The following is a 14,625-nucleotide window of genomic DNA, read 5'->3' as shown; positions in this document are numbered from 1 at the left end:
TCCATGTGTCCCTGATGATAGGTAACGAGTGGCCTGGATTCTTATTGGATTATCAAAAGTCGATCCAGGCCACACCTTACCTAATTCTTTGCCGGTTATTTCTTCAATCCGGCAATGCACGGCGAGACAAACAGCTCGCCACGCCAGGCGCCCAGCACCGTGCGCTTGCCGACGATCAGCCACATCACCGCCAGCAATGCCACCAGCACACAGCCAAAGACACCGAAGAATGTCAGGTTCAAGGTACTGGCCAGCTTCAACGTCGCCAGAGAATAGACGCCCAACGGGAAAGTGAAACCCCACCAGCCGAGATTGAAAGGAATGCCGGCCCGCAGGTAGCGCACAGTGATCAGCAACGCCATCAGCATCCACCACAGACCGAAGCCCCACAGGGTGATGCCGGCCACCAGACCCAATCCAGAGGCAATCTCACCGACTCCCGGCATACCGTTGGCCGCGAAAATCAACGGTGCGTCGCCGCCCAGTACCAGCATGCCCAGCGCACCGGTGCCGATCGGGCCAAGGGCCAGCCAGCTCGAGGCGGCCATGTTTTCGTGGGGCAGTTTATGCAGGGCCATGCGCAGCATCAGAATGGTCAGGATGCTGAAGGCCACCGGCAGGGAAAAAGCCCAGAGCACGTAGCTGGTCACCAGCACCACCAGTTGCGAATGAGCGTCGGCCAAGTGCGGCGCCAACAACCCCCCGCTGACGGCCGCCACTTCAGCCGCGACCACCGGCAACAACCAGACTGCCGTCATCTGGTCGATGCTGTGCTCCTGACGGGTGAACATCATGTAGGGAATCAGCACGCCACAGGCCAGCGACATCGCCACATCCAGCCACCACAGCACCTCGGCGAGGTGAATCACCCCTTCGCCCCAGCGCGGCAGGCCAAACACCAGGAAGCCATTGATGATGGTCGCCAGGCCCATGGGAATGGTGCCGAAAAACATCGAAACCGTGGAGTGGCCGAAAATACGTCGCGCTTCGTCGAAAAACAGCACCCAACGCGCCGTGTATAGCGCGGTAAACAGCAGGAACAGAGCGATATTGAACAGCCAGAGGGCTTCGGCAAAGGCGTGCAAGGCAGGTGTGGCGACCGGCAATTGCGCCAGTGCCAACGCCAGCACGCCGGTGCCCATAGTGGCCGCGAACCAGTTGGGGGTGAACTGGCGGATCACCTCGCGGGGATGCTGCAAGTGACTGAAAGGTTTGATTCCGGGCTTGGTGCTATTGGCGCATGTCATGGCGAACTCCTGTCCTCTCGTGAGGTAGAGCCCATGTTAGATCCGAATAGAATATCTATATAACGGGTAATATCTCTATATCTTATCGATATTACCTATATTGTCAGACACTCCCTTCCGATTCGATCACCAATATCCGGGCCGGTCCTAGCGGATGTGCCACATGCTCAGTGCCAACCGAGGCATGGAAAATGTCACCGACCTCCAGCAAGGCCTCCCGCTCCAGCCCCTCTTCGCGATAACGCATCCGCACCTGGCCATCGAGCACCACGAACACTTCCTCGCCATCGTTGACGTGCCACTTGTAGGGTTGATCAGTCCAGTGCAGGCGCGTGGTGATACCGTTCATGCTGGCGATGTCCAGCGCGGCCCAGGCACGCTCGCCAGTGAACGATTTGCTGCGGATGATCTTCATGGTCCGATCCTTCGAGTGAGCTGAGTGGGTGCCAAGGCTAACTCAATTTTACCGGTTGGCCTCGCAGGCCCTGGCCGAACGTGATCGCAGTAAACCCGCCATTGCACTGAGGGCCAGCACCATCAGCACCGCACCATAGCCATCGGTGGTTGCCACCAGACCAAAGGTCCGCGCCAGGTTCCCGGCCAGCAGCGCCGGCAGGCAAAACGCCAGATAACTCAGCACGTAATACGCCGACATCAACCCGGCGCGCTCATGGGGCAAGGCCAGCGGCACCAGACTGCGCACCGCTCCGAGGAAACCGGCGCCGAAGCCACAACCGGCGACCAGCGTGCCGAGGAAAAACAGCGGCAAACTGGCGCTGTGCACGCCCAGTAGAATCAGTGCGACGCCCGTCGGCAGCGAACAGGCACCCAATTGCAGCGCCTTGGTCGCCGCCTGATTGCGTAGTGTGTAAATCATCAGGGCACCGGTCACCGTCAATGCGGCGACGGTCGCCCCGCCAATCAGGTTCGACGTTGAACCGGTTGCCGTGCGCACCAATGAAGGTGCCAGCGACGCGTAAAAACCGCCGAGCGCCCAGGTCGCCGTGTTAAGCGGTAAAACACGCCATAACGTCGCACGCGCCTGGACCGGCACATGCAGGGTCGGTCGCAATGATGCCCAAGCCCCGGACTGGCGCGTGACGCTCTCCGGCAAACGCCAGACCCATACAGCCTGCATCACGAACAGGACAAGTAGCAGCCAATAGGTCAGGTGTAACGGCGCCGGAGCAAATTCGGCCAGCAAACCGCAGCCCATTCCACCCAGAGCCATGCCGATCAAGGGCGCGACGCTATTGACCAGTGGGCCATGCTGGCGATCGGTGTCCAGCAAGGTTGCACTCAACACGGCAGTTGCCATGCCGGTGGCAAACCCCTGCAGGACCCGGGCACTGATCAGCCACGCAACGCTGTCGGCGTAGATAAACAGCAACATCGCCAGGGTGTTCAGCAGCACCGCCGTAAAGATCACCGGTTTGCGTCCCAGGTAATCCGACATCGAGCCGACCGTCAGCAACGCCGCCAACAGGCTGAGGGCGTAAACGCCGAAAATAAGGGTCAGGGTCGCGGCCGAAAACTGCATCTGCTCCTGATACAGGTGATAAAGCGGTGTCGGCGCAGTGGAAGCCGCCAGGAAGCTAAGCAAGGTAATTGCCAGAAACCACAGGCTGGCGCGATTTGAAGAAGAACCGGGCATGGACACACTCCACAAAAGCTAATTATTTGCTTTTGCGGAGTGTGCTACTGGATCTCTCTTAAAGCAAATTCTTTGTGTTAAGGTCCGATGCATGGCTTTCAGGACCGGGTGCCTGCCGCAAGACCCGGTGCAATACAGGAAACACAAGATGACCGCTCCCACATTACGCCCCGGCGGCCGCAGCGCCCGGGTACAAGAGTCGATTCATTCGGCCGTGCGCCAACTCCTTGAGGAGCAGGACCGCGCCAGCGTGACGGTGCCGCAAATTGCGGCGCGCGCGGGTGTCACACCGTCCACCATCTATCGACGCTGGGGCGATGTGTCGGCGCTGCTGGCCGACGTCGCCCTCGCCCGCATGCAGCCCGACAACGAGCCGGCCAATACCGGCAGCCTTCACGGCGACGTGCGGGCCTGGGCCGAGCAGTACCTGGACGAGATGAGCTCCGAACCTGGCCGCAACATGCTGTACGACGTGCAGGCAGCATTGAAGCCGAGTTATTGCGCGACCATCATTGGCGGGCAACTGCAGACGATTCTGGATCGCTATCCGGATCAGCCCAAGCCCAGTGTCGATCGCCTGATCAACCTGATCGCGGCGCCGACGGTGTTTCGCATCCTGTTTGCCGAGGCGCCGCTTGAGGTTGAGCAATTGCACCGATTGATCGAGATCGCGTTGAATCAGTGAAACCCATTCGCGAGCAGGCTCGCTCCCACAGGGAATGTGTGCGGCAGGCCAATTGTGGGAGCGAGCCTCGCGATGGGGCCGGTCCAGACACTGAAAATCCTCCTGCGACACCCCGCCACGCCACGACCTTGGTCGACACTGACTAACGCTGGCGGTCGTGCGAGACTGTCTGTCCGGGCGGGAGGTCCGGATGTCTTTTGTCTGGAGTCCCCATGTCGCTGTCCACCGGGCTGATTGCCGTCGTCGCCCTGGCCTATATGGCCATCATGTTCGCTATCGCCTTCTATGGCGACCGTCGCAGCGCGCCCTTGCCGCCGCGTGTGCGGGCGTGGGTGTACAGCCTGTCGCTGGCGGTCTACTGCACCAGCTGGACCTTCTTCGGTGCCGTGGGCCAGGCCGCCGAACAGCTCTGGTCGTTCCTGCCGATCTACCTCGGGCCGATCCTGTTGCTGGTCGGCGCGCCGTGGGTCCTGCAAAAAATGGTGATGATCAGCAAACAGGAAAACATCACCTCGATCGCCGACTTCATCGCCGCACGCTATGGCAAATCCCAGTCACTGGCGGTGGTGGTGGCGCTGATTTGCCTGGTCGGTGTGCTGCCCTACATCGCGCTGCAGCTCAAAGGCATCGTGCTTGGCGTGAACCTGCTGATCGGCGCCGGTGCCGACGCCATGGGCACCCGCGCCCAGGACACCGCGCTGATCGTATCGCTGGTGCTGGCGCTGTTCACCATCGTCTTCGGCACCCGCAACCTCGACGCCACGGAGCACCACCGCGGCATGGTGCTTGCGATTGCCTTCGAATCATTGGTGAAGCTGTTCGCGTTCCTCGCTGTCGGCGCCTTCGTGACCTACGGCCTGTACGACGGATTCGACGACCTGTTCGACCAGGCCATGCTCGCGCCGCGCCTGGAGCAGTACTGGAAGGAAACCATCAACTGGCCGTCGATGGTGGTGCAGACCGGTGTGGCGATGATGGCGATTATTTGCCTGCCACGGCAGTTCCACGTGACCGTTGTCGAGAACATCGACCCTCAGGATCTGCGCCTGGCCAAGTGGGTGTTCCCGGCCTACCTCGCCCTCGCCGCCTTGTTTGTCGTGCCGATCGCCCTGGCCGGCCAGATGATGCTGCCCAGCTCGGTGCTGCCGGACTCGTTCGTCATCAGCCTGCCCCTGGCCCAGGCGCATCCAGCGCTGGCCCTGCTGGCGTTTATCGGTGGCGCATCGGCGGCCACCGGCATGGTGATCGTGGCCAGCGTGGCGCTGTCGACCATGGTCTCCAACGACATGCTGCTGCCCTGGCTGCTGCGGCGCAACAACGCCGAGCGCCCGTTCGAAGTGTTCCGCCAGTGGATGCTGTCGGTGCGCCGCGTCAGCATCGTGGTGATTCTGCTACTGGCCTACGTCAGTTATCGCCTGCTGGGCTCGACCGCCAGCCTGGCGACCATCGGCCAGATCGCCTTCGCCGCCGTGACCCAACTGGCCCCCGCCATGCTCGGTGCGCTGTACTGGAAACAGGCCAACCGCCGCGGCGTTTTCGCCGGCCTCGCCGCAGGCACCTTCCTGTGGTTCTACACCTTGGTCCTGCCGATTGCCGCCCTCAGCCTCGGCCTGTCCTTAAGCACCTTCCCGGGGCTGGCCTGGTTGCACAGCAACCCACTGAACTTGCCGATCACCCCGCTGACCCAGGGCGTGGTGCTGTCGCTGGCAGGCAACTTCACGCTGTTCGCCTGGGTTTCGGTACTGTCGCGCACCCGTGTGTCCGAGCACTGGCAGGCGGGCCGCTTCATCGGCCAGGAAATCAGCGCCCGCCCCAGCGCACGTTCGATGCTGGCGGTGCAGATCGACGACCTGCTACAACTGGCGGCGCGCTTCGTCGGCGAAGAACGTGCCCGTCAAAGCTTCATCCGTTTTGCCTATCGCCAGGGCAAGGGCTTCAACCCGAACCAGAACGCTGACAATGAATGGATCGCCCATACCGAACGCTTGCTGGCCGGTGTGCTCGGCGCTTCCTCGACCCGCGCGGTGGTAAAAGCCGCCATTGAAGGCCGCGAGATGCAACTGGAGGACGTCGTGCGCATCGCCGACGAAGCCTCGGAGGTGCTGCAGTTCAACCGTGCCTTGCTGCAAGGCGCGATCGAGAACATCACCCAGGGCATCAGCGTGGTCGACCAGTCACTGAAACTGGTGGCCTGGAACCGTCGATACCTGGATTTGTTCAACTACCCGGATGGCCTGATCAGAGTTGGCCGGCCCATCGCCGACATCATTCGCCACAATGCCGAGCGCGGCCTGTGCGGCCCGGGCGAAGCCGAAGTGCACGTCGCGCGTCGCCTGCACTGGATGCGCCAGGGCCGCGCGCACACCTCCGAGCGCCTGTTCCCCAACGGCCGGGTGATCGAGCTGATCGGCAACCCGATGCCGGGCGGTGGATTCGTCATGAGCTTCACCGACATCACCGCGTTCCGCGAAGCCGAGCAAGCGCTGACCGAAGCCAACGAAGGGCTGGAGCGACGGGTCACCGAACGGACCCACGAATTGTCACAACTCAACATTGCCCTGACCGAGGCCAAGGGCACCGCCGAGGCCGCCAACCAGTCCAAGACCCGTTTCCTCGCGGCCGTCAGCCATGACTTGATGCAACCCTTGAATGCGGCGCGGCTGTTCTCCGCCGCCCTCTCCCATCAGGGCGATAGTCTGTCTGGCGAAGCACAGAAACTGGTCGAGCACCTGGACAGTTCGCTGCGCTCGGCCGAGGACTTGATCAGCGACCTGCTGGACATTTCCCGCCTGGAAAACGGCAAGATCAACCCCAATCGCCAGCCATTCGCCCTCAACGAACTGTTCGATACCCTCGGTACAGAGTTCAAGGCGCTGGCGCGAGAACAAAAACTGGAGTTCCGGGTTCGCGCCAGCACGTTGCGGGTCGACAGCGACATCAAACTGCTGCGGCGGATCTTGCAGAACTTCCTGACTAACGCTTTCCGCTACGGCAAAGGGCCGGTGCTGCTGGGGGTTCGCCGACACAAGGAGCAACTGAGCCTGGAAGTCTGGGACCGTGGGCCAGGCATCCCGGAAGATAAGCTGCAGGTGATTTTCGAAGAGTTCAAGCGCCTCGACAGCCACCAGACCCAGGCCGAAAAAGGCCTCGGCCTGGGGCTGGCGATTGCCGACGGGCTATGTCGCGTGCTCGGTCATACCTTGCGCGTACGCTCCTGGCCAGGACGCGGTAGCGTGTTCAGCGTCAGCGTGCCGCTGGCCCGAGCGCAAACCGCAGCGCCGCTCAAGGTCGCCGAGCTCAACGGCAAGTTGCTCAATGGCGCGCAGGTGCTGTGTATCGACAACGAGGACAGCATCCTGATCGGCATGAACAGCCTGCTCAGCCGCTGGGGTTGCCAGGTCTGGACCGCGCGCAATCGCGAGGAATGTGCCGTGTTGCTTGGCGAAGGCATGCGTCCGCAATTGGCCCTGGTGGATTACCACCTCGATCATGGCGAGACCGGAACCGATTTGATGGCCTGGTTGCGCACGCAGATGGGCGAGCCGGTTCCGGGGGTGGTGATCAGCGCCGATGGCCGGCCGGAGACGGTCGACCTGGTGCATGCCGCAGGGCTGGATTACCTGGCCAAACCGGTGAAGCCGGCGGCGTTGCGCGCGTTGTTGAGCCGGTACATACCGTTGTAGCGAGGATCAGCTCGCCACAATGGTTAATGTTTCGCTGCCGGTTTATTCCGGCAACTCGACCAACCCATCGACATCGGTCATCGCCCGCTCCAGCAAATCCGCCGGCAAGCTCTTGCTCGCCCGCGCGCCCAACAGCTTGAGCTGTTCACTGCGGCTGACCAGGTTGCCGCGTCCCTCTGTCAGCTTGTTGCGTGCCGAACTGTAGGCCTTGTCCAGTTGCTGCAAGCGATTGCCGACCTCGTCCAGATCCTGGATAAACAGCACGAACTTGTCGTACAGCCACCCGGCCCGCTCGGCGATTTCCCGGGCATTCTGGCTCTGGCGCTCCTGCTTCCACAGGCTGTCGATGACCCGCAGGGTCGCCAGCAAGGTGGTCGGGCTGACGATCACGATGTTGCGGTCGAACGCCTCCTGGAACAGCGTCGGTTCAGCCTGCAGCGCGGCCGAAAACGCCGCCTCGATCGGCACGAAGAGCAACACGAAATCCAGGCTGTGCAAGCCATCGAGGCGCTTGTAATCCTTGCCGGCCAGGCCTTTGACGTGATTGCGCAACGACAGCACGTGCTGCTTGATCGCGATCTGGCCGATAGCCTCGTCTTCAGCCGCGACGTATTGCTGATAGGCCGTCAGGCTGACTTTGGAGTCGACCACCACCTGCTTGTCGCCCGGCAGATAAATGATCACGTCCGGCTGGAAGCGCTCGCCGTCCGGTCCCTTGAGATTGACCTGAGTCTGGTACTCGCGGCCCTTCTCCAGCCCCGCATGCTCGAGCACGCGCTCAAGAATCAGCTCGCCCCAATTGCCCTGGGTCTTCTGCCCTTTCAAGGCGCGAGTCAGGTTGGTGGCCTCATCGCTCAGGCGCAAATTCAGCTGTTGCAGGCGCTCCAACTCCTTGGCCAGGGAGAAACGCTCACGGGCCTCGTTCTGATAGCTTTCCTCGACACGTTTTTCGAAGGACTGGATGCGTTCCTTGAGCGGATCGAGCAACTGCCCCAGGCGCTGCTGGCTGGTCTCGGCAAAGCGCTGCTCGCGCTCATCGAAAATTTTCCCCGCCAGCTCGGCGAATTGCGCGCGCAACTCGTCCCGCGAACCTTGCAGATCGTTGAGGCGCTGCTGATGACTGTCCTGTTGCTCGCGCAATTCGGCGTTGAGCGACGCGGCCTGGGCGTCCAGGCGGCGCAACTCGGCTTCTTTGCCGGCGCGTTCGATATTCCACGCATGGGCGGCGTCCCGGGCGTCGTCGCGCTCGATCTGCAACAGCTCGACTTCACGACGCAGCGCAGCCAGATCAGCCTGTTTGGCGGCGTTGGCCTGGGTCAGATCAGCCGCTTCATCGCGGCTGGACTCGAGCTGGGCGTTCAATCCGTCCTGCGCCAGTTGCGCCATGGCCAGGCGTTCTTGCAGCAGCGCGACATCGGCTTGCGTGGTGCTGGCCCGACGTTGCAGTTGCCAGGCCAATACCAGCAACGGCAACCCAGCCCCTGCCAGACCCAGCAATAAGCTGGTCAAGTCCATTGCCATAGCCACTCCTGCCATTCGGATAAAGCCTGAAGGTTAACCAAGAGGTCCGGTCTTGGACAGCTCAGTCTTCGATCAGCCCCAGTTCCTGTTGCGCGCGGTGATCACCCGCCCGAGCGGCCTGGCGCAACAGGTCCTGACCGATCCGGCGGTCCCGGGCATTCCCGCATTCGCGACACATCAACTGGCCAAGGCGACTTTGCGCCGCCACCACACCTTCACGGGCCGGTTGCTTGAGCAAACGTCCGGCGATGTGTTTGACGTTACGGTTTTCGCCCAGATGCGGACTGTCCAACAGCCACTCCGCCACACGCATGGAAAAGCGCTTGGCAGGGGCAACAGAAGGCGGTGTGGAGGAAGAGGAAACAGAGGCCGAGCGAAACTTCATAAAGCACTGTGGGGCAGATCAGAAGGCGCGCAACTTTACTCTCTTTTTCTTACAGGTAAAGCTGAAAATATCCCGGCACGCCCGTCCTAGAGCAAGCGCTCGGGACAATCCACAGAAGCTGTGGATAACTCAGTGGACAACCGCCCTCGAACTCTCTCAAAGCCCTGTGGAATGGGGCTCGCAGTCAAACTGACGATTTTTTCACCAGTAAAAAAAAGCGATGTTTTTCATTGACTTAAATTTTGGTTACAGGCAGCCATTACGCTTGAACGTGAGATGACAGCGGGGTGACAGACCGCGCAACTAATGTGCACAAGTGCCTTTGCGATGGTTATATCGACGCCCTTTTTCGGCGCATTTTTTTGTCGTGCCTGGGGACAAACCCTGGCAAACCCGGTTTCCAGACGGCTGCGCCGCTTCAAACGTCGATGACCGGCGGTCGGATTCTGTCTCGAAACAGGGCGTATCAATCCCGGACCGTGCAGCTTTATCCGCGCCTCCACAAGGAAAAACAGCCCGATCAGGCACCCGCCGGGAAATTCTTTTCACTATCACACTTCCCTTGGCCAGTTCAATCCGTTAGTATCCGCGGCGTTAGTACCAAGCTGAAAGTCAATTCTGGTCGAACAAATCCCCCCGGTCAGCCTTCCCAACGGAAGCCTCCACCGAACAAGCGGGATCGACCACCTCGATGGTTTCCAGGTAAATCTTGCGCCAACACAACCTTTGAATCGAAAGCAAAGGGTGTTGCTCCGCCTGCCTACTCTGCTCGAACCAACCTGCAAATTGATCAGGATCTTCACCCCGGGCCCAGAACCTTTGCCCTTGATGTGTTGCCTGCCCTCCTAAGTACCTACCTGCCAGCCCAAGCGCGCCAACTTATCAGCGCTTCAAACTGGCTGCTTTGTTCCAGTCGGGTTCTTCGTTCGATCAATGGTGATCGACGTTACTGGAACGTTTTAACGTTGCACGGTTCTTATCCGTGTCATTTGTAGGAACACCCAATAATGTCTACTCAAATCCACACTCAGGATGCCATTCGCACCCTAACCAACGCTTTTGCACCAATGAACTGCCTGATCATGGCCGCTCGCAAAGGCTGCTTCAGCTTCACCCTGGTCAACGAACACGGTATCGCTCGTCACAGCGAACGCCTGTACCCCGATCAATACTCCAGCGCCGAGCCGCTGCAGGCCGTGATCGAGCGTACCCGTCAGGCACTGGTTGCCTGAAACGCCAGACAGGCTGAAAACCCCAAAAGCCCTGCCCGAAAAGCGGGGCTTTTTATTGCCCGATATTTCCTTGCCCTCGAATCACGACTAAGCACGATCCGATATAAGGGTTATAACTGGTCGCTGGAAATATTTTAAAAACAGGCCTTTACAGCGCGAATATGACACTACACTTCAACTCAAGCGGCTTGACCCGCTTGCGGCGAGCCTGAGCCGATCCACTGCTGCCAAGCCCCTTTCAGGTATCGCCGTCCATTTCAGGTTTCGAGGGTTTTATGGGTATCGCTGCCAGCGAACTGTGCCGTTATGTGATTCGTCCGACCTTGATCTACCTCGGACGCCATAGCGCTACTGCCGAATCCTTGCTGCTGGGCATTGCCGCCAGCCAGTCCGCCCTTGGTTCCGCCCTGCATGACCGCCGTGGGCACGGCCTGTACCGCATTGCCGAGCCCCGCCACCAAGCCCTATGGGATCACTACCTGGCCCTTGATCCGGACCGTGCAAGCCTGGTCCGCGGCCTGGCCAGCCAGCATGCGTTTCTCAGTGGCCCGCACCTCGAATTGACCGTCAACCTGCGTTACGCCACAGCCATCGCCTGGCTGCTGGTGGAAGAACAGAACACCCCCCTCCCCGCCCCTGATGATTTGTTGGGTATGGCCAGGATCTGGCGCCAGACATTTCAGCCCCAGGGACGCCTGCGTGATTTCACCAGCGCTTGGCAAACCTGTGTTTCACCGTTGAATCAGGTAGCCTGCTGACACACCTGGATCCAAAGATCGCGCAACACGCCGCGAATCTGGTCGGATTGTCCTACAAAACCGCTCTAAATCAAGGCATACAGCCTATGGCGCCGGAACGAAAATGTTGGTAATTTTCGCCCCGGTGATCACCAGGAGTTCTAATAATGAAAAAAGTAATGCTCAAAACCACCATCAGTCTCGCCGTTGCCATGGCATCCACCCAGATCTTTGCAAGTGGCTTTGCCATCAACGAACAAAGCATCAGCGGGATGGGTACAGGTTTTGCCGGGCGATCTTCCTCTGCCGATGACGCAAGCACCATTTTTGGCAACCCTGCCGGCATGTCGCGCATCAAGCGCGAACAAGTCACCGGCGGTATTGCGATGCTCGACGCACACACTGACATCAGCCACGCAAGCTCCAGCCCGAACGGCGGCAGCAACGACGGCGACATGGTTCCGTTCATCGCCGTCCCTATGGGCTACTACGTCAAGCCAATCGACGACAAGTGGGCCTTCGGTGTGGGCGTATACGCACCATTCGGTCTGGTAACCGACTACGAAAACGGCTTTGCCGGCCGCTATTTCGGCAGCAAGAGCGAAGTCAAGATCGTCACCCTGCAACCGACGGTCAGCTACGCCTTCAACGACAAGGTTTCCATCGGTTTTGGCCCAACCATCAACCGCATCGACGGCACCCTGGAATCGAACCTGTCGATCACCCAGTCCCAGCCCGATGGCAAGGTCAAGATCAAGGGGGACGACACCGCGCTGGGCTACAACATCGGCGTGCTGGTGCAAGCCACCGACAGCACTCGCGTCGGCCTGACCTACCACTCGAAAGTGAAGTACAAGCTCGACGGTGACACCAAGGTCAACTACAACGTGCTGGGCCTGATCGGCCAGAACCCAAGCCAGAAATACGACGCTTCGCTGGACCTGACCACACCTGAATCGGTGGACTTCTCGGTCACTCACCAGCTCGACGACAAGTGGACTCTTTACGCAGGCAGCACCTGGACCCGCTGGAGCCGCCTGAAAGAAATCACCGTTGAAAACAAAGGCGTTCCGGCTGTTCTGAACGGCCAGTTCGGCACCATCACTGAAGAACAGAACTGGCACGACACCTGGGCTCACGCCATCGGCGCGTCCTACCAGTTGAACAAGCAATGGGTACTGCGTACCGGTCTGTCCATTGACCAGGCACCGACCAACAACGTCGACCGCTCCCCACGCATCCCGACTGGCGATCGCAAGATTTTCAGCGTGGGCGCCGGCTGGAGCCCGACCGACGACCTGACCATCGACCTGGCGTATTCGTACCTGCGCGAAGAGTCGGTCAAGGTCAACAACAGCAACGACCGTGGCCAGACCTACAACGCCAAGTATGAAAACTACGCGAACGGTTTCGGTCTCGGTGCGACCTACCGCTTCTGATGATTCCCGGCGAGCCTGAACGCTCGCCAACGGAATCAAAAAAGCCCCGCTCTCTTCACAGAGGCGGGGCTTTTCAGTGGGTGCAAATCAAGGTTGTGAAGCCAGGGCTTGCTCCACCGCCGCAATGAACTCGGGATCATCGGGCTTGGTCAGGCTGGAAAAGCTGGCGATCACCTTACCCTTGCGATCGACCACGTATTTGTAGAAATTCCATTTTGGCGCACTGCTTTGTTCGGCCAGCACCTTGAACAGATGGGTTGCGTCGGCGCCACGTACCGGCTGCGGCTCGGTCATAGTGAAAGTCACGCCATAGTTGACGTAACAAACCTTGGCGGTCTCGGCACCGTCCCTGGACTCCTGCTTGAAGTCATTGGACGGAACACCCAGTACTTCCAGCCCCTGCCCTTTGTAACGCTGATTCAGCGCCTCAAGACTCTTGAACTGCGGGGCGAAACCGCAGAAGCTCGCAGTATTGACCACCACCAGCGGCTTACCTTCATACCGTTGGCACAGGTCGATGGATTCCTTGGCGCGCAGCTTTTGCAGTGATCCTTGCAACAGTTCCGGGCACTCGGCCGCGCAGGCCAGTCCGGTAAACGTCACCAGCAACGCGGGGACTGCAATCCAGCGCATCAGCATGTCGGTGCATCCTTGATAACTCGTCAAAAGTGACGTTACTCGCCCTCGCCGCTCACTAGCAAGCACCCATGCCCAACTGCATCAGCGCCAGTCCGCCTTGATGCCAGCCCCACCACGACAATGCCAGCAATAAGGCGCAGACGGCGGCTACGGCGATCCGCGGCCAAAGACTGTTCATATCGCACTCATTTGTGATTGCAGACGCTCTACCGGCCGCTCACGCACCGGCCAGTTGAGGGCAGCGGCCAACAGGCTCAAGAGAATTGCCACTTGCCAGATCAAGTCATAACTCCCGGTTCGGTCATACACCACCCCGCCCAACCAGCCACCCAGAAACGAACCGAGCTGGTGAAACAGGAAAACAATCCCGCCGAGCATGGACAGATTTCGCACACCAAACAAGGTCGCCACCGTGCCGTTGGTCAACGGCACCGTCGACAGCCACAGAAAGCCCATGGCCATGCCGAACAGGTAGGCCGTGGTGGTCGTCACCGGCGCCCACAGGAACAAGGCAATGACCACCGCCCGCAGCAAGTACAGACCGGTGAGCAACCGCGGCTTGGACATGCGCCCGCCGAGCCATCCGGCGGTATAGGTGCCGAAAATGTTGAACAGCCCGATCAGCGCCAGCACCGTGGTGCCGACCGTCGCCGGAAGATGTTGATCCACCAGATAGGCCGGCAAGTGCACGCCGATGAACACCACTTGGAATCCGCACACAAAAAAGCCGAACGCCAGGAGCCAGAATCCGGAATGGGAGCAGGCCTCACGCAGCGCTTCGCCAAGGGTCTGTTCGTGGCCCATGACGGGCAGCGGCTTGTCCTTGAGCATGCCCACCAGCGGCACGATCAACGCCACCAGCAAGCCCAGCACCAGCAGCGCCGCGGACCAGCCAAGCCATCCGATCAGACCGAGTGTGCCGGGCAACATCGCGAACTGGCCGAACGAACCGGCCGCACTGGCGATCCCCATGCCCATGCTGCGTTTTTCCGGCGGCACCGCACGGCCGACCACGCCGAGGATCACCGAGAACGATGTACCAGACAGTCCGATACCGATCAGCAGGCCGGCGCTCAGTGACAGGGTCATCGCCGAGTCGGAGAGCCCCATGCAAATCAGCCCGGCCGCGTACAGGACGCCACCGATCAGCACCACTTTCGCCGCGCCGAAGCGGTCGGCCAGGGCGCCGGTGAACGGCTGAGCGAGGCCCCAGATCAGGTTCTGCAGGGCGATAGCGAAGGCAAAGACTTCACGCCCCCAACCGAACTCGGAGCTCATCGGCGCCAGAAACAGCCCGAAGCCATGGCGGACACCCAGCGACAACGCAAGGATCAGCGCACTCCCCAACAGAACCCAGCCGCATGTACGCCACATCGATGTCATTGTTGTTCTCCGGTAGCGGG

The 14,625-nt window shown here is 60.4% G+C and carries 13 protein-coding genes; 5 read left to right on the top strand and 8 right to left on the bottom strand.

Features of this window, described 5'->3' with window-relative positions; translation table 11 throughout:
* Positions 1-95: 95 nt before the first annotated feature.
* The 3 genes from ASD95_RS11360 to ASD95_RS11350 all read right to left on the bottom strand — a co-directional run bounded on the left by ASD95_RS11360 (position 96) and on the right by ASD95_RS11350 (position 2,901).
* Positions 96-1,247: a TDT family transporter gene (locus ASD95_RS11360; protein WP_056721755.1), complete on the bottom strand. Its 1,152-nt coding sequence runs from the start codon at positions 1,245-1,247 to the stop codon at positions 96-98.
* Positions 1,248-1,350: 103 nt separating this feature from the next.
* Positions 1,351-1,662: a cupin domain-containing protein gene (locus tag ASD95_RS11355; RefSeq protein WP_056721754.1), complete on the bottom strand. Its 312-nt coding sequence runs from the start codon at positions 1,660-1,662 to the stop codon at positions 1,351-1,353.
* Positions 1,663-1,710: 48 nt separating this feature from the next.
* The gene (locus ASD95_RS11350; RefSeq protein ID WP_056721752.1) at positions 1,711-2,901 is read right to left on the bottom strand and encodes an MFS transporter; all 1,191 of its coding nucleotides are present in this window, start codon (positions 2,899-2,901) and stop codon (positions 1,711-1,713) included.
* 148 nt (positions 2,902-3,049) lie between these two features.
* On the opposite strand from ASD95_RS11350, the gene ASD95_RS11345 reads away from it, so the two are divergent.
* Together ASD95_RS11345 and ASD95_RS11340 are read left to right on the top strand one after the other, a co-directional pair.
* Positions 3,050-3,586: a TetR/AcrR family transcriptional regulator gene (locus ASD95_RS11345; protein WP_056721750.1), complete on the top strand. Its 537-nt coding sequence runs from the start codon at positions 3,050-3,052 to the stop codon at positions 3,584-3,586.
* A gap of 212 nt (positions 3,587-3,798) precedes the next feature.
* A complete protein-coding gene (locus tag ASD95_RS11340) occupies positions 3,799-7,269 on the top strand; it encodes a hybrid sensor histidine kinase/response regulator (protein WP_056721748.1) in 3,471 nt (1,156 codons plus the stop codon).
* Between the two features lie 42 nt (positions 7,270-7,311).
* Here ASD95_RS11340 and rmuC read toward each other — a convergent pair whose 3' ends face one another.
* Positions 7,312-8,676, bottom strand: a complete 1,365-nt coding sequence (gene rmuC, locus ASD95_RS11335) for a DNA recombination protein RmuC (RefSeq protein ID WP_162252406.1) — start codon at positions 8,674-8,676, stop codon at positions 7,312-7,314.
* Between the two features lie 175 nt (positions 8,677-8,851).
* Positions 8,852-9,175 carry a hypothetical protein gene (locus ASD95_RS11330; protein ID WP_082562890.1) on the bottom strand — a complete coding sequence of 108 codons (324 nt, stop codon included), beginning with the start codon at positions 9,173-9,175 and terminating at the stop codon, positions 8,852-8,854.
* Between the two features lie 1,007 nt (positions 9,176-10,182).
* Between ASD95_RS11330 and ASD95_RS11320 the strand changes: the two genes are divergently transcribed.
* From ASD95_RS11320 to ASD95_RS11310, 3 genes are all read left to right on the top strand, one after another.
* Positions 10,183-10,407 carry a hypothetical protein gene (locus ASD95_RS11320; protein WP_007898912.1) on the top strand — a complete coding sequence of 75 codons (225 nt, stop codon included), beginning with the start codon at positions 10,183-10,185 and terminating at the stop codon, positions 10,405-10,407.
* A gap of 275 nt (positions 10,408-10,682) precedes the next feature.
* Positions 10,683-11,165, top strand: a complete 483-nt coding sequence (locus ASD95_RS11315) for a hypothetical protein (protein WP_056721742.1) — start codon at positions 10,683-10,685, stop codon at positions 11,163-11,165.
* A gap of 146 nt (positions 11,166-11,311) precedes the next feature.
* Positions 11,312-12,583, top strand: a complete 1,272-nt coding sequence (locus tag ASD95_RS11310; RefSeq protein ID WP_056721740.1) for an OmpP1/FadL family transporter — start codon at positions 11,312-11,314, stop codon at positions 12,581-12,583.
* An 87-nt stretch (positions 12,584-12,670) separates the two neighbouring features.
* Here ASD95_RS11310 and ASD95_RS11305 read toward each other — a convergent pair whose 3' ends face one another.
* From ASD95_RS11305 to ASD95_RS11300, 3 genes are read right to left on the bottom strand one after another with little or no spacing between them, the layout of a single operon-like run.
* On the bottom strand, positions 12,671-13,222 hold the full coding sequence (locus ASD95_RS11305) for a glutathione peroxidase (RefSeq protein ID WP_056721738.1): 552 nt from the start codon (positions 13,220-13,222) through the stop codon (positions 12,671-12,673).
* A 55-nt stretch (positions 13,223-13,277) separates the two neighbouring features.
* The gene (locus ASD95_RS30100; RefSeq protein ID WP_007977581.1) at positions 13,278-13,400 is read right to left on the bottom strand and encodes a hypothetical protein; all 123 of its coding nucleotides are present in this window, start codon (positions 13,398-13,400) and stop codon (positions 13,278-13,280) included.
* Positions 13,397-14,605, bottom strand: a complete 1,209-nt coding sequence (locus ASD95_RS11300; protein WP_056721736.1) for an MFS transporter — start codon at positions 14,603-14,605, stop codon at positions 13,397-13,399. Before ASD95_RS11300 ends, ASD95_RS30100 begins: the two co-directional genes overlap by 4 nt.
* Positions 14,606-14,625: the final 20 nt, after the last annotated feature.

It is taken from the genome of Pseudomonas sp. Root71 (assembly GCF_001429045.1).
Lineage (GTDB): Bacteria > Pseudomonadota > Gammaproteobacteria > Pseudomonadales > Pseudomonadaceae > Aquipseudomonas > Aquipseudomonas monachiensis.
This window is presented reverse-complemented; position numbering and strand designations above follow the sequence as displayed.

Excerpts from the sequence above, each read along its gene's own strand:
- ASD95_RS11360 (WP_056721755.1), bottom strand. The coding sequence starts at position 1,247 with ATGACATGCGCCAATAGCACCAAGCCCGGAATCAAACCTTTCAGTCAC.
- ASD95_RS11355 (WP_056721754.1), bottom strand. The coding sequence starts at position 1,662 with ATGAAGATCATCCGCAGCAAATCGTTCACTGGCGAGCGTGCCTGGGCC.
- ASD95_RS11350 (WP_056721752.1), bottom strand. The coding sequence starts at position 2,901 with ATGCCCGGTTCTTCTTCAAATCGCGCCAGCCTGTGGTTTCTGGCAATT.
- ASD95_RS11345 (WP_056721750.1), top strand. The coding sequence starts at position 3,050 with ATGACCGCTCCCACATTACGCCCCGGCGGCCGCAGCGCCCGGGTACAA.
- ASD95_RS11340 (WP_056721748.1), top strand. The coding sequence starts at position 3,799 with ATGTCGCTGTCCACCGGGCTGATTGCCGTCGTCGCCCTGGCCTATATG.
- ASD95_RS11330 (WP_082562890.1), bottom strand. The coding sequence starts at position 9,175 with ATGAAGTTTCGCTCGGCCTCTGTTTCCTCTTCCTCCACACCGCCTTCT.
- ASD95_RS11320 (WP_007898912.1), top strand. The coding sequence starts at position 10,183 with ATGTCTACTCAAATCCACACTCAGGATGCCATTCGCACCCTAACCAAC.
- ASD95_RS11315 (WP_056721742.1), top strand. The coding sequence starts at position 10,683 with ATGGGTATCGCTGCCAGCGAACTGTGCCGTTATGTGATTCGTCCGACC.
- ASD95_RS11310 (WP_056721740.1), top strand. The coding sequence starts at position 11,312 with ATGAAAAAAGTAATGCTCAAAACCACCATCAGTCTCGCCGTTGCCATG.
- ASD95_RS11305 (WP_056721738.1), bottom strand. The coding sequence starts at position 13,222 with ATGCTGATGCGCTGGATTGCAGTCCCCGCGTTGCTGGTGACGTTTACC.
- ASD95_RS30100 (WP_007977581.1), bottom strand. The coding sequence starts at position 13,400 with ATGAACAGTCTTTGGCCGCGGATCGCCGTAGCCGCCGTCTGCGCCTTA.
- ASD95_RS11300 (WP_056721736.1), bottom strand. The coding sequence starts at position 14,605 with ATGACATCGATGTGGCGTACATGCGGCTGGGTTCTGTTGGGGAGTGCG.